At 70.4% G+C, this 18,760-nt stretch carries 21 protein-coding genes; 9 read left to right on the top strand and 12 right to left on the bottom strand.

Features of this window, described 5'->3' with window-relative positions:
* Positions 1 to 20 precede the first annotated feature (20 nt).
* From J4030_RS00790 to menE, 5 genes are all read right to left on the bottom strand, one after another.
* A complete protein-coding gene (locus tag J4030_RS00790) occupies positions 21 to 1,376 on the bottom strand; it encodes a glutamine synthetase family protein (protein WP_208047280.1) in 1,356 nt (451 codons plus the stop codon).
* Positions 1,377 to 1,448: 72 nt separating this feature from the next.
* Positions 1,449 to 1,832: a DUF2255 family protein gene (locus tag J4030_RS00785; RefSeq protein ID WP_208047279.1), complete on the bottom strand. Its 384-nt coding sequence runs from the start codon at positions 1,830 to 1,832 to the stop codon at positions 1,449 to 1,451.
* A gap of 65 nt (positions 1,833 to 1,897) precedes the next feature.
* Positions 1,898 to 2,410 carry a GNAT family N-acetyltransferase gene (locus J4030_RS00780; protein WP_208047278.1) on the bottom strand — a complete coding sequence of 171 codons (513 nt, stop codon included), beginning with the start codon at positions 2,408 to 2,410 and terminating at the stop codon, positions 1,898 to 1,900.
* Between the two features lie 51 nt (positions 2,411 to 2,461).
* Positions 2,462 to 3,346: a 1,4-dihydroxy-2-naphthoate polyprenyltransferase gene (locus J4030_RS00775; protein ID WP_208047277.1), complete on the bottom strand. Its 885-nt coding sequence runs from the start codon at positions 3,344 to 3,346 to the stop codon at positions 2,462 to 2,464.
* Between the two features lie 40 nt (positions 3,347 to 3,386).
* Positions 3,387 to 4,553: an o-succinylbenzoate--CoA ligase gene (gene menE, locus J4030_RS00770; RefSeq protein ID WP_307864494.1), complete on the bottom strand. Its 1,167-nt coding sequence runs from the start codon at positions 4,551 to 4,553 to the stop codon at positions 3,387 to 3,389.
* A gap of 38 nt (positions 4,554 to 4,591) precedes the next feature.
* Here menE and J4030_RS00765 point away from each other — a divergent pair, with 38 nt between their 5' ends.
* Both J4030_RS00765 and J4030_RS00760 read left to right on the top strand, forming a co-directional pair.
* Positions 4,592 to 5,329 carry an SDR family oxidoreductase gene (locus J4030_RS00765; RefSeq protein ID WP_208047276.1) on the top strand — a complete coding sequence of 246 codons (738 nt, stop codon included), beginning with the start codon at positions 4,592 to 4,594 and terminating at the stop codon, positions 5,327 to 5,329.
* The gene (locus J4030_RS00760; protein ID WP_243762652.1) at positions 5,326 to 6,099 is read left to right on the top strand and encodes an inositol monophosphatase; all 774 of its coding nucleotides are present in this window, start codon (positions 5,326 to 5,328) and stop codon (positions 6,097 to 6,099) included. Before J4030_RS00765 ends, J4030_RS00760 begins: the two co-directional genes overlap by 4 nt.
* Before the next feature lie 386 nt (positions 6,100 to 6,485).
* On the opposite strand, the gene J4030_RS00755 is transcribed toward J4030_RS00760, so the two are convergent.
* Positions 6,486 to 7,496, bottom strand: a complete 1,011-nt coding sequence (locus J4030_RS00755) for an o-succinylbenzoate synthase (protein ID WP_208047275.1) — start codon at positions 7,494 to 7,496, stop codon at positions 6,486 to 6,488.
* A complete protein-coding gene (locus J4030_RS00750; RefSeq protein WP_208047274.1) occupies positions 7,493 to 8,158 on the bottom strand; it encodes a maleylpyruvate isomerase family mycothiol-dependent enzyme in 666 nt (221 codons plus the stop codon). The genes J4030_RS00755 and J4030_RS00750 overlap by 4 nt, the downstream gene beginning before the upstream one ends.
* Positions 8,159 to 8,239: 81 nt before the next feature.
* On the opposite strand from J4030_RS00750, the gene J4030_RS00745 reads away from it, so the two are divergent.
* The 7 genes from J4030_RS00745 (at position 8,240) to J4030_RS00715 (ending at position 13,531) form a co-directional block, all read left to right on the top strand.
* Complete coding sequence (locus J4030_RS00745; RefSeq protein ID WP_208047273.1) at positions 8,240 to 9,175, top strand: 1,4-dihydroxy-2-naphthoyl-CoA synthase; 936 nt, start codon at positions 8,240 to 8,242, stop codon at positions 9,173 to 9,175.
* On the top strand, positions 9,175 to 9,765 hold the full coding sequence (locus J4030_RS00740; RefSeq protein ID WP_208047272.1) for a hypothetical protein: 591 nt from the start codon (positions 9,175 to 9,177) through the stop codon (positions 9,763 to 9,765). The genes J4030_RS00745 and J4030_RS00740 overlap by 1 nt, the downstream gene beginning before the upstream one ends.
* Entirely contained in the window at positions 9,759 to 10,391 is a 633-nt protein-coding gene (locus J4030_RS00735) for an HAD family hydrolase (RefSeq protein WP_208047271.1), read from the top strand. The genes J4030_RS00740 and J4030_RS00735 overlap by 7 nt, the downstream gene beginning before the upstream one ends.
* A 62-nt stretch (positions 10,392 to 10,453) precedes the next feature.
* Positions 10,454 to 10,837 carry a cold-shock protein gene (locus J4030_RS00730; RefSeq protein WP_208047270.1) on the top strand — a complete coding sequence of 128 codons (384 nt, stop codon included), beginning with the start codon at positions 10,454 to 10,456 and terminating at the stop codon, positions 10,835 to 10,837.
* A gap of 4 nt (positions 10,838 to 10,841) precedes the next feature.
* Positions 10,842 to 11,684 (top strand): DUF3027 domain-containing protein, encoded by an 843-nt coding sequence (locus tag J4030_RS00725; RefSeq protein ID WP_208047269.1) that lies wholly within the window; start codon positions 10,842 to 10,844, stop codon positions 11,682 to 11,684.
* Between the two features lie 185 nt (positions 11,685 to 11,869).
* Positions 11,870 to 12,613 carry a hypothetical protein gene (locus J4030_RS00720; protein WP_208047268.1) on the top strand — a complete coding sequence of 248 codons (744 nt, stop codon included), beginning with the start codon at positions 11,870 to 11,872 and terminating at the stop codon, positions 12,611 to 12,613.
* Between the two features lie 168 nt (positions 12,614 to 12,781).
* The gene (locus tag J4030_RS00715) at positions 12,782 to 13,531 is read left to right on the top strand and encodes a hypothetical protein (protein ID WP_208047267.1); all 750 of its coding nucleotides are present in this window, start codon (positions 12,782 to 12,784) and stop codon (positions 13,529 to 13,531) included.
* A 62-nt stretch (positions 13,532 to 13,593) separates the two neighbouring features.
* Here the strand turns inward: J4030_RS00715 and zwf are convergent, their stop codons facing one another.
* The 5 genes from zwf to J4030_RS00690 form a co-directional block, all read right to left on the bottom strand.
* A complete protein-coding gene (zwf, locus tag J4030_RS00710) occupies positions 13,594 to 15,060 on the bottom strand; it encodes a glucose-6-phosphate dehydrogenase (protein ID WP_208047266.1) in 1,467 nt (488 codons plus the stop codon).
* Positions 15,061 to 15,093: 33 nt separating this feature from the next.
* Positions 15,094 to 15,342: a DUF2530 domain-containing protein gene (locus tag J4030_RS00705; protein WP_307864493.1), complete on the bottom strand. Its 249-nt coding sequence runs from the start codon at positions 15,340 to 15,342 to the stop codon at positions 15,094 to 15,096.
* 24 nt (positions 15,343 to 15,366) lie between these two features.
* Positions 15,367 to 17,028 (bottom strand): DNA repair helicase XPB, encoded by a 1,662-nt coding sequence (locus J4030_RS00700; RefSeq protein ID WP_208047265.1) that lies wholly within the window; start codon positions 17,026 to 17,028, stop codon positions 15,367 to 15,369.
* Positions 17,029 to 17,116: 88 nt separating this feature from the next.
* On the bottom strand, positions 17,117 to 17,818 hold the full coding sequence (locus tag J4030_RS00695; RefSeq protein WP_208047264.1) for a DUF4190 domain-containing protein: 702 nt from the start codon (positions 17,816 to 17,818) through the stop codon (positions 17,117 to 17,119).
* 45 nt (positions 17,819 to 17,863) lie between these two features.
* Complete coding sequence (locus tag J4030_RS00690; protein ID WP_208047263.1) at positions 17,864 to 18,577, bottom strand: alpha/beta fold hydrolase; 714 nt, start codon at positions 18,575 to 18,577, stop codon at positions 17,864 to 17,866.
* Positions 18,578 to 18,760 lie beyond the last annotated feature (183 nt).

Genomic DNA, 18,760 nt, shown 5'->3' with positions numbered 1-18,760 from the left:
TGCGCAGTCGGCGAGGTGGGTCAGATCGACCAGGCGAGCCGGAAGAGGTCGGCGACCTCCTCCGGCTCCCGGTCGCCGTACGTGTCGAGCTCGTGCCGCCGTACGCCGACCGTGGCGTCGACGATGTCGTCGCCCAGCAGCCGCCGCGCGCGTTCGGATCCGTCCAGGGCAGCGAGGATCGTGGTGAGGTCGTCCGAGAGCAGCGGCACCCCGGCCGCAGCCCTGTCCTCGTCGCTCCACCCGCTTGGGTCGCCCTCGACCTCGTCGGGCAACGCTGCGCCGTCGGTGATCCCGTCGAGCGCCAGCGCGAGCACGGCTGCGGTCGCCGCGTAGACGCCGGCGGACGGGTCGATGCACTTCACCTCGACGTTCGAGCCCTCCGGAGCGCCGCCCTGGATGAGGCGTACGGCGGTCTCCCTGTTCTCCAGACCCCAGCCGGCGTGCGCTCCGGACCACATGCCGGGCGAAAGGCGGGCACCGGACAGCAGCGAGCCGGTCAGCAGACCCTGCACATCGGCCAGTCCTCGCAGAATGCCGCCGATCGCTGCACCGCCCTCAAGCGTGAGGCCGTGCGGGCCGTCGCCTCCGCCGAAAAGTGGTCGGCCGTCGCGCCATAACGAGAAGTGCTGGTGCGCTCCGTTGCCCACCGCTCCATGGAAAGGCTTGGGGGAGAACGACGCTCGCAGGCCGTGGCGCCGAGCGGTCCGCCCGACGAGCAGCTTGGCCAGCACGACCGCGTCGGCCGTTGCGACGGGGGCCGCCGGTGCCAGGGAGAACTCGAACTGCTGTGGGCCGTACTCGCTGTGCAACTGCTCGATCCGCAGACCGGCGGCGCCGGCGGCCGCGAGGAGGTCGGCCGCGAACGACTCCTGGTCGAGCAGCCCGGTGGCGCCGTACGGCACCCATCCGCCTCCCTGCGCCGCGCCGTCCGGAGCCACGAGCACGAACTCCAGCTCGTGCCCGACCAGCGCGGTCAGCCCCGCGCTCGCCAGGTGTGTCTCGATGTCGGTCAGGAGACTGCGTGTGCACGCACCGATCGAATGGCCCTGCTGCGTCCGCAGATCGGCCGGTGCCCAGGCCAGGCCGTTGCCGATGTCGCGTACCGCATCGATGTCGATGCGCAGCCGCAGATCGCCGGTGGCGTCGATGCCCGGCGCGGACGCGATCGCGGCGTCGATGCAGAACACCGGCCATACCCGTGCCGCTCCGAGACCTGTGCGATGGAAGGCCTCGAAGCGCTGCATCGGCACGCTCTTGGCGAGGGTCAGCCCGGCGGCGTTGACCGTGGTGCCGAGGACCGCGTGCACCCCGGCCGTCTCCAGCGTCGTGCGCAGGTGTTCGAACTTCTCACGGTCGGCGTGCTGCGAAGTCGTCATCGCAGCATCATGCCGGGTCGGCCGCGGGGCCATCCGGATCCGCCGCGGCACCCAATCGGCCGACGACGACTCTCACGATCGGTCGGGCACGAGCCGGAGGGTGGCGGCGGCGGCCTCGTCACCGACCATCCGGTCGTCGGAGCCACCGCCGTACTTGGCCCGATACGCGGCGTCGATGTGCGCTCGCAGGTCATCGCCGCCGAAGCCCACGTCCTCGATCCGCACGTCGACCTCGACGCCCGGGACCCTGATCCGACCCTTCAGGGACCTCGTCGCGTGCCCGAACCAGCCCGTATCCCGTCGGTACCACGTCCGCACGTAGACGTGGTCCCCGGCGCGCACGACCCAGATCGTCACCCACCGCCGCAACGTGCCGTCCGCACGCTTGACGGCGATCTGCAACTCGTCGGCGGCTGCGATGCTTCCCAGCTCCTGGGCCGACCACGAAGAGGTCATGCTCGCTGCTCCGATCCGCGTCGGCCGGACTGCCGACGCCGTCAGGTTCATCATGCCGCGTGGGGTCAGCGGACCATCCGGATCTCCGGCAGGGCCGCGGTCTCGGGGAGGTAGACGTGCCGGCTGCCCTCCGGCGCGAACCCGTTACGGCGATAGAAGCGTTGCGCCGCGAGATTGGCCTCGAAGACCCAGAGCTCGGCCTGCTCACCGCCGGGGAGTGCTGTGTCGAGGAGACGTTGGCCGAGTCCGTGGCCGGGGGCGCCGACGTACAGGGTGTAGAGCTCGCGGTCGCGGGCTCGCGGGATGTCGATCTGCTCCGAGCGCGCCCGGCCGCTGCACACCCATCCGACGACCTCGTCCCCGTCCACCGCGACGAGCGCGGTCAGGGCGAGCAAGAGATGGGAGCGGATCTCCGCGGCCCAGAACGTCATCGGGACGGTTGCCCAGAAGGAGTCATCGACCAGGTCGGCGTACGTCGTACGCCACATCCGGTCGACCAGGGCCGCGATCGCCGCGACGTCCTCCGTCGTCGCGGCGCGGATCTCCGGGTCGTGCGGGTCGCTCTGCGCGGTCGTCACCGCAGCATCATGCCGTGGTCCGCGCCGGCCCGACGCGCGCGATCCGGCGAGTCAGCCGACCAGGTAGTCGAGGTAGAAGCCGAGGCCGAGCAGCACGCCGTACCCGAGGGCCGCGAGGCTGGTGCCGGCGATCGCGGGGATCAGCGCGCGACCGCGGGTGCCGCGCACGATCAGCAGCATCGACGGGACGGCGGCGCCGACTCCCAGGATGCCGAGCAGGGCGTACGTGCGGGTGTGGGCCGCGACGATCGTGGCGGCCAGCGCGACGCAGAGCAGGAAGACGTAGAACACCGCCGTGCCGTGCTCGCCCATCCGCACGGCCAGGGTGCGCTTGCCGACCTCGCGGTCGCCCGGGATGTCACGCAGGTTGTTCGCGACCAGCACCGCGCAGGCCATCGCGCCCACGCCGACGGCGGCCGCCCAGGTGGCGCTCTCGACGCGGCCGACCTGGGTGTAGGTGGTGCCGAGGGTCGCGACGAGGCCGAAGAACACGAAGACGAAGAGCTCGCCGAGACCGAGATACCCGTAGGGGTGCTTGCCGCCGGTGTACTTCCACGCCGCGACGATCGCGAGAATCCCGACGAGCAGCAGCCAGAACTGGTTCGCCAGCGCGACGAGCGCCAGCCCGCACAGCGCGGCGAAGCCGAACGCCATGAACGCCGCGAGCTTCACGTTGCCCGCCGTCGCCAACCGCTGCCCGACCAGTCGCACCGGGCCGACGCGCTCGTCGTCGGTGCCGCGGATGCCGTCGGAATAGTCGTTGGCGAAGTTCACGCCGATCTGCAGGCTGACCGCGACGAGGAGTGCGAGCACGGCGTACGCCGGGTTGGCGTGCCGCAGCGCGTACGCCGCTCCGGTGCCGGCGACCACGGGCGCGACGGCGAGGGGGAGGGTGCGCGGCCGGGCGCCCTGCACCCACTGGTTCAACGTGGCCATGGTGGGGTGCGGCTGCCTTTCGGACGTGCGGGGATGTGGCTCAATCCTGCCATCCGGGCAAAGTGGCCAGCGCAACCCGGTCCGGCTTGCCCGGTCCGCGCAGCGGCAGCGCGTCCAGGACGAGCACCCGGCGGGGCAGCGCGTACGCCGGGAGGTCGGCGCGCAGCGCGTCCCGCACCTGCCGCACCGTCCATCTTTCGGACATGCGCACCGCGTCGGATGTGCCCCGTTCTACATGTCCGAAACCGGTGGGGACGAGCGCCAGCGCAACCACCTGCCCCCACTCGGGGTCCGGCAGCGCCAGCGCCACCGCGTCCGCGACCCCGGGGAGCGCGGCCGCCGCATCCTGCACGACCTGCGGCGCGACCTTCATGCCGCCGGTGACGATCACGTCGTCGCGTCGCCCAAGCACCCGCAGCACGCCGTCGCGCACTTTGCCAAGGTCGTCGGTGCGGAACTGCCGTAGGGGGGTCGACAGATCGAACGCCGCGGCCGTCCGCTCGGGGTCGGCCAGATATCCGTGCGCGATCGTCGGCCCGGACAAGGTGATCCGCCCGTCGTCCTCCAGCTCGATCGACACCCCCGCGAGGGGCACTCCGTCGTACACGCACCCACCCGCCGTCTCGCTCATGCCGTAGGTCGTGAGCACCCGCACCCCGGCGTCGGCGGCACGCGCGAGCAGCGTCGGTGAGGCCGCGGCACCGCCCAGCAGGACGCCCGCGTAGCGGCGCAGGCTCTCCGGTGCGGCATCGAGCAATCGACCCAGCTGGGTAGGCACCACCGAGGTGTACGCGCGTTCGTGGGTTAGTTGCGTCGTGAGAGAGACGAATCCGTCGACATCGAACCGGTCCAGCACCAGCAGGTCGGTCCCGGCGCGCAACGACCGGATGATGACCTGTGTGCCGGCGATGTGCTGGGCCGGCATGGCCAGCAACCACTGGCCGGGGCCGCCGAGTCGCTCGTGCGTCGCGTCCGCGCTCGCGCGCAACGCCGCGGCGGTCAGCATCGCCCGCTTGGGGGAGCCGGTCGACCCCGACGTGCTCACCACCAGTGCCAGGTCGTCCGGCAGGGGACCGTCCGGCAGGGGCCCGGAAGCGGCGGAGTCGGGCGCAAGGGCCGGGCCGCTTCCGTCCAGCGCGCGTTCCAGCGCGGAGCGGTAGGCGTCGACCTCACCCGGCCTGACGGCATACGGCACGAGGGCTGGCACGGTCAGCAAGCGTATGCCGCGGCCCTATCGTTGCCCCTATGACCAAGCGGATCGCAGTGGTGACCGGCGCGAGCAGTGGGATCGGGGAGGCGTCGGCGCGGCGACTCGCGGCGGACGGTTTCGAGGTGGTCTGCGCCGCGCGGCGCACCGACCGCATCGAGGACCTGGCGCGCGAGATCGGCGGCCGGGCGGTGCGGTGCGACGTCACGTCGAGCGCCGACGTTGCCGCGCTCGCTGAGGCGGCGGGCGACCGGGTCGACCTGCTCTTCGCGAACGCCGGCGGCGCCTATGGACTCGACCCGGTGGCCACGGCGGACCTCGACGACTGGCGGAAGATGTACGAGGTCAACGTGATCGGCGTCGCCGCGACGATCAAGGCGTTGCTTCCGGCGCTGACCACCGGGCACGGCACGATCCTCGCGACCGGGTCGTACGCCGCGTGGGCGCCGTACGAGGGTGGCGCCGGCTACTGCGGTGTGAAGGCGGCGGTGCAGGCGCTGATGCAGTCGCTGCGGCTCGAGCTGTGGGACCAACCAGTCCGGGTCTGCGAGATCGACCCCGGGATGGTGGCCACGCCCGAGTTCAGCCTCGTGCGCCTCGGCGGCGACCAGGCGAGGGCGGACGCGGTCTACCGGGGAGTGAAGGGTCCGCTGACGGCGGAGGACATCGCTGAGTGCGTGGCGTTCGTCGCGGGCCAGCCAGAGCACGTCAATCTCGACAGCATCCTCGTGCGCCCTCGAGCACAGGCCAGCAAGGACAAGATCGACCGCGAATGATGCAGACGGAGGAGATCCTGGCCCTTCTGCAGGAGGTCGGGGAGCAGGTCGTCACCCCGCGGTTCCGCGCGCTCTCGGCGGACCAGGTCATGGAGAAGAACCCCGGCGACCTGGTGACCGTTGCCGACCGCGAGGCCGAGGTGCTCATCACGGCGCGGCTGCAGGCGGCGTACCCCGGCATGCTCGTCGTCGGTGAGGAGGCGGTCGCGGGCGACCCGTCGCTGCTGACCGCCGCGCGGACCACGCAGGACTTCTTCACGGTCGACCCGATCGACGGCACCAAGAACTTCGTCCACGGGTCGATCGACCACGCCATGATGATCGGCGAGGTGCGCGGCGGGCAGCCCGTGCGCGCGTGGATCTGGCAGCCCGAGCACCACGCGGCGTACGTCGCGGAGCGCGGCGCGGGCGCGTACCGAGACGGGCAGCGGCTGGAGCCTCGGATACCGCAGGAGCCCGCGGACGGCCGCACGTCCGATCGCGCGATGATCGGCCGGACACCGGCCGGCTTCGAGCCGCTCAGCCTGACCTGGGTCAGCTGCGGGATCGACTACCCCAAGCTCGCGGTCGGCGAATGCGACTACCTGCTCTACCGATCCGTCATGCCGTGGGACCACGTGCCCGGCGCCCTGATCGTCGCCGAGGTGGGCGGAGCCGTCGGTTACCTCGACGGCGGGGCGTACGACGCGGGCAGCCTGGCAAAGCCGCTGCTGGCGGCCGCGACGCAGGAGCTCTTCGAGTCGGTGCGGGGTCCGTTGCTCGGTCTCTGACGAGGGTTGTCGGCGCTGCGGTCAATTTCCTGCGCAGGCGCCGTACGCCTAGGTGGGTTGTGGGCGCTGCGGTCATTTTCCTGCGCAAGCGCCGGTTCTCAGGCTGCTCGGCGAGAGTGCTGCGGTCGGGCTTGCGCTGCCGCCTGCCACCCCCGTGGGAAGTTAGCGCTGCGGTCACTTTCCTACGCCCGGGTGCGGCGCGCGGGTGGGAAGTTGGCGCTGCGGTCACTTTCCTACGCCCGGGTGCGGCGCGCGGGTGGGAAGTTGGCGCTGCGGTCACTTTCCTACGCCCGGGTGCGGCGCGCGGGTGGGAAGTTGGCGGTGCGGTCACTTTCCTACGCCCGGGTGCGGCGTGCGGGTGGGAAGTTGGCGCTGCGGTCACTTTCCTACGCCTGGGTGAGCACCTGGTGGCAGGCGGTCACGCGCTCCTGCCACCATTGCACCCGCTCGGGCGCCGCGGTCCACCGGTCGAGCAGTTCGGGCGAGACCTCGGGGCGGCGCACGTGCAGCGAACCTGCGTGCGGCACAAGCCGATCCGTCGTCACGTCGCCTTCCAGCAGCTCGACCGTGCCGAGTCCGCAGGCGTGGTCCAGCGACGGCAGCGCCGCGGCGAGCGCGAGGCCGGCAGCGATCCCCACGCTGGAATCCAGCGCGCTGGAGACCACGATCGGCAGCCCGCACTCCTGCGCGACCGACAACGCGGCGCGCACTCCGCCCAGCGGTGCGACCTTGACCACGGCGATGTCCGCAGCGCCGAGCCGCGCCACCCGCAGCGGGTCCTCGGCCTTGCGGATCGACTCGTCGGCCGCGATCCGCACCTCGATACCCCTGTGCGCCAACAGCGTCCGCAGCTCGACCAACTCCTCGACGGTCGCGCAGGGCTGTTCGGCGTACTCCAGCCCGTATGCCGCCAGTCGCTCGAGGGACGCGGCGGCCTCCTCCACGGACCAGCCACCGTTGGCATCGACCCGGATCAAGCCGTCCGCGCCGAGGACGTTGCGCACCTCGGCCACCCGCGCCAGGTCATCCGCAGGGTGGTGGCCGCTCTCGGCGACCTTCACCTTCGCGGTCGTGCAGCCGTCGTAGCGCGCGAGGACGGCGGGCACCTCGGCCGCGTCGACGGCCGGGACGGTCGCGTTGACGGCGACCGTCTCGCGTACGGCGGCCGGCCACTCCTCGTACGCCGCCTCGATCGCGGACGCCAGCCACCGCGCCGCCTCCGGCGGCTGGTACTCGAGGAACGGTGCGAACTCTCCGTAGCCCGACGGGCCTGCCAGATAGGCGATCTCGCGATGGTCGATGCCGCGGAAGCGGGTGCGCAGCGGGATGCTCACGACCCGCAGGCCGTCGAGCAGATCCGACAGGGCGGGTACGTCGGCGTCGCTCACCGGGCTCACTCCGGTGGCGCGTCGTGCGGCAGCGGACCCAGGCCGGCGAAGAGGTCGAGATGCTCCTCGATGTTGCCCACCGTCGTCCAGGCGCGCAGTTGGTCGGCGCTGCGGCGGGACATCAACGCCCGCGTCAGATCGAAGTCCGAGGCCTCCATCCGCACCGTGGGTGCCCCTTCGCCCGCGACGAACTTCCAGTCAGGGGAACGCAGCTCGATGGTCGGCGCCCCCGCGTCGCGTACCCGCGCGTCGAAGCCGTCCGCCATCCGGTCGCGGAGCGCGCGCAGCCCGTCGGTGTCGCGGGCACCCGGGGCGTCCAGAGCCGCGCGCAGGTCCTGCTCATGGATCACCACGTCACCCAACGGCCGGGTGCTGTGCTCCTGCATCCACGACGCGAGGGGGTCGGTGATCGAGCGCCATTCGGCGATCAGCGTCGCAATGTCGTGTCCGCGGCGCTGATCGACCTGTCGGGCGGTCCACGTCTCGTTGTGGTCATCGGGTTCGTCGCCGGCGAGGACGTCGGCGTCCAGACCGATCATGTGCGACAACAGGTCGCGCACGCTCCAGTCGGGGCACGCGGGCACCGTCGTCTCCGCCGCGTCGGTGGCCAGCCCCTCGACCAGCTCGATGACGCGTCCCTGGGCGTCCTTCCATTCCTGCACCGCATCCATGCCACCGACAGTACGACCGGGTCGGCGGCCTCCACCGGGAGGGAGTGCACCCGGTCGACCCCCCGGCATACAGTCGTCCGCGTGACCGACGCAGCCGCCGACCAGCCGTTCGATCCTTCGTCGTGGGAGCCGGTCGCCGGCTTCGACCTCACCGACATCACCTATCACCGGTGCACGCTCGACGGGCCGGCTCGCGGGACCGTCCGCATCGCCTTCGACCGCCCCGAGGTGCTGAACGCGTTCCGGCCGCACACCGTCGACGAGCTCTACCGGGTGCTCGACCATGCCCGGATGACCCCGGACGTCGGTGCGATCCTGCTGACCGGCAACGGCCCGAGCCCCAAGGACGGCAAGTGGAGCTTCTGCTCGGGCGGTGACCAGCGCATCCGTGGGCGCAGCGGGTACCAGTACGCGGAGGGTGAGACCGCCGACACCGTGGACGCCGCGCGGGTCAAGGCGCAGGGCGGCCGGTTGCACATCCTGGAGGTGCAACGGCTGATCCGCACGATGCCCAAGGTCGTCATCGCAGTGGTCGGCGGCTGGGCCGCGGGCGGCGGGCACTCGCTACACGTGGTGTGCGACCTCACCATCGCGAGCCGGGAGCACGCGCGGTTCAAGCAGACCGACGCGGACGTCGGCTCGTTCGACGCGGGCTACGGGTCGGCGTACCTCGCCAAGCAGGTGGGTCAGAAGTTCGCGCGGGAGATCTTCTTCCTGGGCCGCACGTACGACGCCGAGTCCATGCAGCGGATGGGTGCGGTCAACATCGTGGCCGACCACGCCGAGCTCGAACGCGAGGCGATCCAGGTCGCGGCCGAGATCAACGGCAAGTCCCCGACCGCGCAGCGGATGCTGAAGTTCGCGATGAACCTCACCGACGACGGCCTGATGGGTCAGCAGGTCTTCGCGGGCGAGGCGACCCGCCTGGCATACATGACCGACGAGGCCGTCGAGGGGCGCGACTCATTCCTGGAGAAGCGCGACCCCGACTGGTCGCCCTACCCCTGGTACTTCTGATGGACGACCACTACGTCGATCCCGCACGGCCGCCGCGCACGCGTGGCTGGTGGCCGCTCGGGATCGGACTGGTCTGCCTGCTGATCCTCGCGCCGGGCTCCCTCGGCCTCGGGATCTGGCTGGGTGTGCGCAGCGGTCTCGGCGTCCTGCAGGACGGCCGATGGACGGCATCGGCCCCGCAGCCGCTGGCGGCGTCGACCCGGTACGTCCTGCTCGCCTCCCGCGGCGCCGCCGACCAGGTCGGCGCGGGCACGCGGTGCGGCGCGCTGGACCCGTCCGGTCAATTCATCCGGTTCGTCAGCAGCACCGGCACCACGATCAGCAACGATGCGGAGGCCGCAGCCTTCACCTCCACCACGGCGGGCAGCTACCGGCTCGACTGCGGCAACGCGTCGTTCCGGGTGGCGACGAGGGCGAAGATCGACGGACTGGGTCACGACATCGGGATCCCCGTGCTCCTCGGCTTCGCCGGCGCCGCGGTCTTCGGACTGCTCGGGCTCGCTCTGGTGATCTTCGCGATCGTGCGGCTCGTGAGCTCCTCCGGCGAGCGTCGTCGGTGGGCCCAGGGCGGGCAGCAGTCCAGATGGTGACCGGCGTGCCGTTCGTGGTGGGTTTCGACCTCGACATGACGCTGGTGGACTCCCGCCAGGGGATCGTCGAATGTATGCAGCAGGTCCTGTCCGCGCGCGGCGTCACCGCCCGCGACGAACAGCTCTGGCCGTTGATCGGCGCTCCGCTGGAGGCCAACCTGGGTCACTTCCTTCCCGACGAGCAGGTGCACGGCGCGGCCGACGACTACCGCTCGGCCTACCTGCGGCACGCCGTGCGGTTGACGACCGCGCTGCCCGGGGCGGGCGAGCTGGTGGACCTGATCCACGCCGATGGGGGCCGCGTGCTGGTGGTGAGCGCGAAGGCTCCCGCGGCGGTGCACGCCGTACTCGACCAGGTGGGTCTGCGCCCTGACGTGGTGGTCGGCGCGGTCTTCGCCGAGGACAAGGCCGTCCCGCTGCGCGCCCATGCTGCGCGGATGTACGTCGGCGACCACCAGGGCGACATGTACGCCGCCCGCGCGGCATCGGCGTACGCCGTCGGTGTGACGACCGGGCCGCATGACGAGGCCATGCTGCGGGAGGCCGGGGCCGACGCCGTCGTGCCGGACCTGGTGCGCCTGGGGGAGCGGCTCAATGAGTTCGAGCGAGCCGCCTCGACGGGTTAACCTTGACCGTCAGCGGAAACGCGACGGAACACCCCCACACGCAGCGAACGAGTAGGTGCATCGTGCCCAGCGGCAAGGTCAAATTCTTCGATTCCGAGAAGGGCTTCGGATTCGTCTCCGGCGACGACGGCCAAGACGTCTTCCTGCCCTCCAGCGCGCTGCCCGCCGGCACGACCGTGGTCAAGGGTGGCACCCGCGTGGAGTACAGCGTGGCCGAGGGACGCCGCGGCGCGCAGGCGCTCAGCGTGCAGATCCTGGACGCAGCCCCCTCCCTCGCCGCCCGGCACCGCAAGCCCGCCGACGACATGGGCCTGATCGTCGAGGACCTGATCAAGATGCTCGACGGGCTCGGCAACGGACTGCGGCGCGGCCGTTATCCGGACAAGGCGCAGACCGGCAAGATCGCCGCCGTCCTGCGCGCCGTCGCCGACGACCTCGAGGTCTGAGCAGATGCCGACCAAGACACGAGCCGCCCGCTCGACCCGCCCCAAGGCCGACAAGGTCCTCACCGAAGCGGTCGACGTCGCGCGCGCGGCCGCCGTCGAGATCTCCTCACCGCAGGACGTCGGCGATCACCTGGGTGTGCTGATGCTCGACGAGCGCTTGGCCATGCACCAGTTCGCCTGCAATCGCAGGGGATATCAGGGTTGGCACTGGTCGATCTCCGTCGCCCGCGCGCCCCGCGCGAAGGTCGCGACGGTCTGCGAGGCCAATCTGCTCCCCGGTGATCAGGCTGTCCTGTCTCCCGACTGGCTGCCGTACGCCGAACGACTCGCCCCCGGCGACATCGGCGCCGGCGACATCACGCCGTACATCGAGGACGACCCGCGCCTGGAGGCCGGCTTCGAGGCCACCGGCGACGACGACGTGGACGAGACCGGCTTCTTCGAGCTCGGCCTGGGCCGCCCGCGCGTGCTGTCCGCCGAGGGCCGCGACGAGGCGGCGCAGCGTTGGTACGACGGTGCCCACGGTCCGACGTCCGAGGTGGCGCTCAAGGCTCCCGCGCACTGCACGACGTGCGGTTTCTTCCTGCCCATGGCCGGTGCGCTGCGCCAGGTCTTCGGTGTCTGCACCAACGCGTGGTCCCCGAGCGACGGCGCCGTGGTCTCCCTCGACCACGGGTGCGGTGCGCACAGTGAGGTCGAGCTGGATCTGCCCTCGTCCGAGCCCGAACAGGGGCACGTACTGGACGAATTCGCCCTCGAGGTCTCGCAGCCCGAGCCCGCCGTGGAAGAGTCGCCCGTCGTCGCGGAGATCGCGACCTCCGACGAGCCCGCCGCCGACCTGTCCTGACGGTCTTCGCGTTCGTTGACGGTGTTCGAACGCCGTCAATCGTGGTGAACGCCGTCACCGTCAGGCGACGGGCCGCTGTGGCCGCGAATGCCCTCACGCTCCAACGCCGTTCGACCCTGTGAGAGCCCTATGCTCCAGGAGCCGCGGGCGCTTGTCCATGGCTCACATTCAGGGAGAGAGCACACATGTTCAAGACGCTCGCCGCGGTGGCCGGCGCCACTGCGCTTGCCGGCACCGGCATCGCCATGTCGTCCGCGCCGGCGCACGCCGCGGCACCCACCGCCGTTCACGCCAAGGGGTCGGTCTACCTCCACGGCACCAGCACGGCGGCGCACTTCTGGTCGCGCAGCGACTGCAACACGCACGCCTCGTGGGAAATGAACCACATCAAGAACGCCACGACAGTGGCAGCACTGCTCCCCGCGACGACGGACCCGTCCAGCCACGGCGAACTGAGGTTCACCTGCTACCCGGTCCAGGGGGCTCAGTGGAGCTACGTGGTCGCCTACAAGTCCACGACGGGCAACCCCGTCGCGAAGAGCGATCGCTACGTCGACGTCGCGGGCCGGAACAACGGCACGGCGACGAGCACCCCCGACGCCGACAACGTCTGGCTCTTCGACCACGGAGTGCGCAAGGCATCCGGGTCGGTCAGCGTCAAGACCTGCACCGGGTGGCTGAAGTGGTTCGAGAACCTCGTGACGACCAATCCGCACGCGCGGCTGGCCCTCACGGACAACTCGTGTTCGGGCAACTCGGCCGGCACCGGCTACGACGTCGTCTACTTCTCGACCACGAAGACCGCCGGCCTGCGGGGTGACCACCCGTTCGACATCCGGGGCATCCCGATGCTGGACGTCCTGGGCTACAACTACGGGCAGAACCTCAACGGCGCGGCACACGCGCGCGCCTGGTACGCGCACAAGTAGGCAGTGCGAACGGGTGGCCGGAGCGGGACTCCGGCCACCCGACGTACGCGCGAACGCTTGGCGATTTGCCGGTGAACAACCGTGCCAACCACGGTGCAAAGCCGCTTGTGCCTCCTATGATCCGTTCGTGAGCGGTTGCTCACGACCGCACTCGAGAAGGACCACCTCATGCTGAAGACGCTCGCCGCGGTCGCAGGGGCGACCGCGCTCGCCGGTACCGGCATCACCCTGGCGGCCGCGCCCGCACACGCCGCCACCCACCCGGCCGGTTCGATCTACCTGCACGGCACCAGCCACCAGGCGCACTTCTCGTCGCGCAGCGACTGCGAGTCGCACGCCACGTGGGAGGTCGGGCAGGTCAAGAAGGCCTCCACGACCGCCACCCTGCTGCCGGGGACCCAGAGCTCGGACTTCCAGGGCCCGGAGCTGCGCTTCACCTGCTACCCGGTCCGTGGCGCGCAGTGGACGTACCTGACGGCGTACACCTCGAAGACGGGCAAGCCGGTCGCCTCGACCGACCTCTACGTCGACACCACCAACCGGTTGTCCGATCTGGTCAACGGCGTGAAGACGGTCGACTCCGAGAACGTCTGGGCCTACGAGCACTTCGTCAGCAAGCCGGCGTCCTCGACCGACGTGGCGACCTGCACGAGGTACCTGAATTCGTTCGTCCACCAGGTCAAGGTGAACCCGCATGCCCGCACCGTCGGCGCGGACACCGCGTGCGAGGTCGACAACGGCACGATCAGCTACTACGTCGACTACGCCGCGACGACCGCGACCGCCGGGTTGCTCAGCGACAAGCCGCTGACCGACGTACCCGCCTCGCAGCCGATGCTCGACGCGCTCGGCTACGACTACCCGCTCGCGCAGGACGCGAACAAGGCGCACACGCACGCCTGGCACGGCCTGAAGTAAACCGCAGATGAGAACGGCCGGTCGGGGTGATCACCCCGATCGGCCGTTCTCGTGTGCAGAACTCAATCCCTAGCGGGCGCACGCCATTTGCGCTCGAAGGGCAGTCGCCACGCCCGCGGGGCGATGAGCTGGTGGATCTGGTTCGGGCCCCACGAGCCGAGGGCGTACGGCCGCACCGGCGGCGGGTTGTCCAGCAGTGGTTCGGAGATCTCCCACAGCCGCTCGATGCCCTCGGCCGACGTGAACAGCGTGTGATCGCCACGGATCGCGTCGTAGATGAGCCGCTCGTACGCCTCCAGCACCGACCCCGCCCAGCTCGTGTCCTGGTACGCGAACTGCATCGACAGTTTGTCGAGGCGGAAACCGGGCCCGGGACGCTTGCCATAGAAGGACAGCGACAGCTTGGCCTTGTCCGCGAGGTCGAAGGTCAGGTGGTCCGGGCCGTTCTGACCGACACCGGAACCGGCGGGGAACATCGACTTCGGCGGCTCCTTGAACGCGACCGAGATGATCCGCTGTCCCTCGGACAGCTTCTTGCCGGTGCGCAGATAGAACGGCACGCCGGCCCAGCGCCAGTTGTCGATGTAGCACTTCAGGGCGATGAAGGTCTCGGTCTCCGACTCCGGGGCAACGCCCTTCTCGTCGCGGTAGCCCTGGTACTGACCGCGTACGACGTCGCGCGGGTTGATCGGCTGCATCGACCGGAAGACCTTGTTCTTCTCCTCGGTGATCGCCTGGGGCAGCAGCGCGGTGGGCGGCTCCATGGCCGTGAACGCCAGCACCTGGAAGAGGTGGGTGACGACCATGTCGCGGTATGCGCCGGTGCCCTCGTAGAAGGACGCGCGCTGTTCGAGGCCCAGGGTCTCCGGCACGTCGATCTGGATGTGCTCGATGTTGTTGCGGTGCCAGATGGGTTCGAAGAGTCCGTTGGCGAAACGGAAGGCCAGGATGTTGAGCGCGGCCTCCTTCCCGAGGAAGTGGTCGATGCGGAAGACCTGCTCCTCCTCGAAGTTCTCGTGGACCGCCGCGTTGAGTGCGACCGCGCTCGCGAGATCGGTGCCGAACGGCTTCTCCATCACGATCCGGCTGCCCTCGGCCAGCCCCGCCTCGGCGAGGGTGCGGGTCACCGCGAGCGCCGCCTTGGGCGGCACGCTCAGATAGTGCAGCCGTTGCGGCGGCAGATCCCCGGTGACCTCGGCCTCGGCTTCGGCAACGGTCTTCGCCAGGCCCTGCGGGCCGGCCGAGCCGGGGACGTAGTAGACGCGCTTGGCGAACGCCTGCCAGACCTTGTCGTCGCGGTTGTGCACCGAGAACTCGTCGATCGACCGCGACGCCAGGTCGATGAACTCCTCGCGGGTCATCTCCTCCAGCGAGGTCGCGACGAGCCGGATGTCGCCCAGCAGCCGCGAGTGGAAGAGGTGCAGCAGGCCAGGCAGCAGTTTGCGTTTCGCCAGGTCGCCGGTGGCTCCGAAGAGCACGACCGTCGCCGTACGGTCGGCGACCTTCTCCTCAGCGGTTTCGGAGACCATGGGCAGCCTTTCGAGAGAAGGGGTTCCGCCGGATCATGCCGCGCTCGCGTTGCCGCGACCACGTCGTACGTAGGCCAGTCCCAGTCCGCCGAGCAGCAGCCCGGAGACCGCGGCCCACGGCCACCAGTCCCGGTCGCCGCGGTGCAGTGCCGGTACGACGAGCGTGACGACGAGCGCGACCGCCCACAACGCCAGACCGACGACGATGATGTGCGGCGTGTCGACCTGCAGCGGCTCGATCTGCGCGTCCTGCCCGGGCTCCTGGCTCACGTCCTGGCTCACGCACGCCAGCCTAGCCGCGGCCGGTCAGCGCGCGGCGGACGGCGCAGTATCCCCGAGGTCCTCGGCGTCGACGATCCGGTACGCGTAGCCCTGCTCAGCGAGGAACCGCTGCCGGTGCGCCGCGAACTCCGCGTCGACCGTGTCGCGGGCGACCACCGTGTAGAAGTGCGCGGTGCCGTGGTCGCGCTTCGGGCGCAGCACCCGCCCGAGGCGTTGCGCCTCCTCCTGGCGCGAGCCGAAGGTGCCCGACACCTGGATCGCGACGCTCGCCTCCGGCAGGTCGATGGAGAAGTTCGCCACCTTGCTCACCACGAGCAGGGTGATCTCACCGTCGCGGAACTGCTGGAAAAGCTTCTGGCGTACGGCGACCGAGGTCTCGCCGGTGATGATGTCGGCGTTCAACCGCCCGGCGAGGGTGTCGAGCTGGTCGAGGTACTGACCGATCACGAGAGTCGGGGCGCCCGCATGCCGCGCGACCAGCTGCTCCACGACGGGGTTCTTGACGTCCGAGCAGGACGCGAAGCGATATCGGTCCTCCGGCTCGGTCGTGGCGTAGACCAACCGGTCGTGCTCAGGCAGCGTGACCCGCACCTCGACGCAGTCCGCCGGCGCGATGTAGCCCTGGTTCTCGATGTCCTTCCACGGCGCGTCGAAGCGCTTCGGGCCGATGAGGCTGAAGACGTCGGACTCCCGGCCGTCCTCGCGCACGAGGGTGGCGGTGAGGCCGAGACGCCGTCGGGCCTGCAGGTCGGCGGTCATTCGGAAGATCGGTGCCGGCAGCAGGTGCACCTCGTCGTAGAGGACCAGCCCCCAGTCGCGGGCGTCCAGCAGCTCCAGGTGCGGGAAGACGCCTTTGCGCTTGTGGGTGAGCACCTGGTACGTCGCGATGGTGACGGGGCGGATCTCCTTGCGGGCGCCGCTGTACTCGCCGATCTCGTCCTCGGTGAGCGAGGTGCGCTTGAGCAGCTCCTCCCGCCACTGCCGGGCCGAGACCGTGTTGGTCACCAGGATCAGCGTGGTGGCCTTGGCACGTGCCATCGCGCCGGCACCGACGAGCGTCTTGCCGGCGCCGCAGGGGAGGACGACGACCCCGGATCCGCCGTGCCAGAACCCGTCGACCGCCTGCTCCTGGTAGGGCCGCAGCGACCATTCGGTCGTGTCGAGCGCGATCTCGTGGGCCTCGCCGTCGACGTACCCGGCACGGTCCTCGGCGGGCCAGCCGACCTTGATCAGCTGCTGCTTGATGGCACCCCGCTCGCTGGGGTGCACCGCGACGGTCAGGTCGTCCAGTCGGGCGCCGATCATCGGGGCGATCTTCTTGTGCCGCAGCACTTCCTCGAGCACCGGCTTGTCGGTGGAGGTGAGCACCAATTGGTCGTCCTCGCGCTTCTCCAGCACCAGGCGTCCGTAGCGGTCCATCGTCTCGGCGATGTCGATCAGCAGCGCGTTCGGCACCGGATAGCGGCTGAAGCGAACAAGGGCGTCGACAACCTGCTCGGCATCGTGCCCGGCGGCGCGAGCGTTCCACAGACCGAGTGGAGTGATCCGGTAGGTGTGGATGTGCTCGGGGGCGCGCTCCAACTCCGCGAACGGCGCGATCGCGCGGCGGGCTGCCGTCGCGTCGGGGTGGTCGACTTCGAGCAGCACCGTCTTGTCGCTCTGCACGATCAGGGGTCCGTCGGTCATACCTGCTCTTTCGCCTCGAGGTTCCCCCGTACAACGCATCGGGCGGCGCCGATCTTCCGACGCCGCCCGATCCGGACTGTGGGCGAGGTCAGAATGTCGAGCTGTAGCTGGGGGTGCTTCCGTACTGGTAGGTGTCGCTGGAACCAGAGCCTCCCGCGAAGGTGCCCAGCGCGATGAGCCCGACGAAAGCGATCACCGCGAGCGCAACCAGGACACCGAAGACGATCCACCCGATCTTCGCGAGTCGTGCCGCGCCCGCTGGGTCGGCCGCCTGCTTGGTCAGCGCGATGATCCCCATGATCAGGGACGGCAGACCGGCCCCGCAGCAGAAGAAGATCGCCAGTCCCGAGGCGACCGTGAGCACGATCGCCGAGGTGTTGTTCCCGTTGCCCTGAGGGGAAGGCGGTGAGTAGTAGCCCTGCTGTTGGTACCCGCCGTAGCCGCCCTGCTGGCCGTACGCGTCGTACCCGCCCTGTGGGTACGGATCCTTCTCTGCCTGCCCGTACGGCGCGGACTGCCCGTACACGGGAGCGTTGCCGTACTGAGGCGCTTGGCCGTACGGCGCGGACTGCCCGTACTGCGGAGCGCCGCCGTACTGCGGCGCGGACTGGCCCCACGATCCGGAGTCCCCTCCGTACGGCGATGCGATCGGCGGCGCGGACCAGTCGCCGCTGCCCCCGCTCTGCGCGCCCCCGGAGTCGTCCCCCTGGCCCTCCACGTGCGGCACGCCCTGGGTCGGCTGCTCGTGGATGGGGTCCTGCGAGCCGTCGTAGGGCGGCTGGTTGCTCATCGTGATCTCCCGGTGCTGGCGGTGGGCGGCAAGCATCGCATGAAGTCAGGGCTCCAGCGGGAACCGAGACGTCCGCGTCGAGGACTCTGCTGCTGGGCCCTGCGGACGCCCACCGGCGCGATCCACAGCGGCGATCACGGCGCCCGGATGGGTCACGGGCACCATGTGCGCAGCGCCTCCGACGGTGCTCAGGTGACCGTTCGATGCGCGCGCCAACGCGGCCGACCACTCCTTCGCCGCGATGCGATCCCGCTCTCCTCTGACGATGACCACCGGCACGCGTACCGAGTGAAGGGCGAGGTCGGTGCGAAAGCAGCGCACGGCGTCCATGCCGCGCAGCATGCTCCCGGGCCCGGTGTGCGCCCATTGGCGCAAGAGGGACGGCAGCTGCCACCACGGTTCGCGGACCGCGGTACGGGCCCACTGCACGAACAGCCGGGGCCACGACGCGGCGGCCGGGTCGGTGACAGGGCCGACGAGGACCAGTCCCACCACGTCGACCGACTGCGAGGCGACCGCGGCGGCGACCGGGCAACTCGCTGAATGCGCGACCAGGATGAGTGGTTCGCCGTGCGGGAGTCGCTGAGCGAGCAGCGCTGCCTGTGCCTCGACCCGCAGGTCGATCCCGCGGCCGACTGGCTCGCCCATCGACGGCAACGCCACCACCACGCTCGCCGCGTCGAGCAGCGTGCGCACGGACGCCCACTCCCGCTCGTCCAGACCGAGACCGGGCACGAGGACGACCAGCGGGTTCACCATGATGCTCCGACTGTGACAGACGGACCCCACGCGTCCGCCAGCTCTTGTGTGCGACCGAATTCCGGGCGGAATACGAGCTCCGTGATTTCAGGCGTGCAGGAGTCGTCCGAGCCCTACAGTCGGCACACACGTCACGCGGGGGAGAGAGAGAACATGCTGTTCGGAAAGCGGCTTGCCGTTCTG

Source organism: Allobranchiibius sp. CTAmp26 (genome assembly GCF_017565405.1).
Lineage (GTDB): Bacteria > Actinomycetota > Actinomycetes > Actinomycetales > Dermatophilaceae > Allobranchiibius.
The sequence above is the reverse complement of the archived record's forward strand: the minus strand, read 5'-3'. Positions and strand labels throughout refer to the sequence as shown.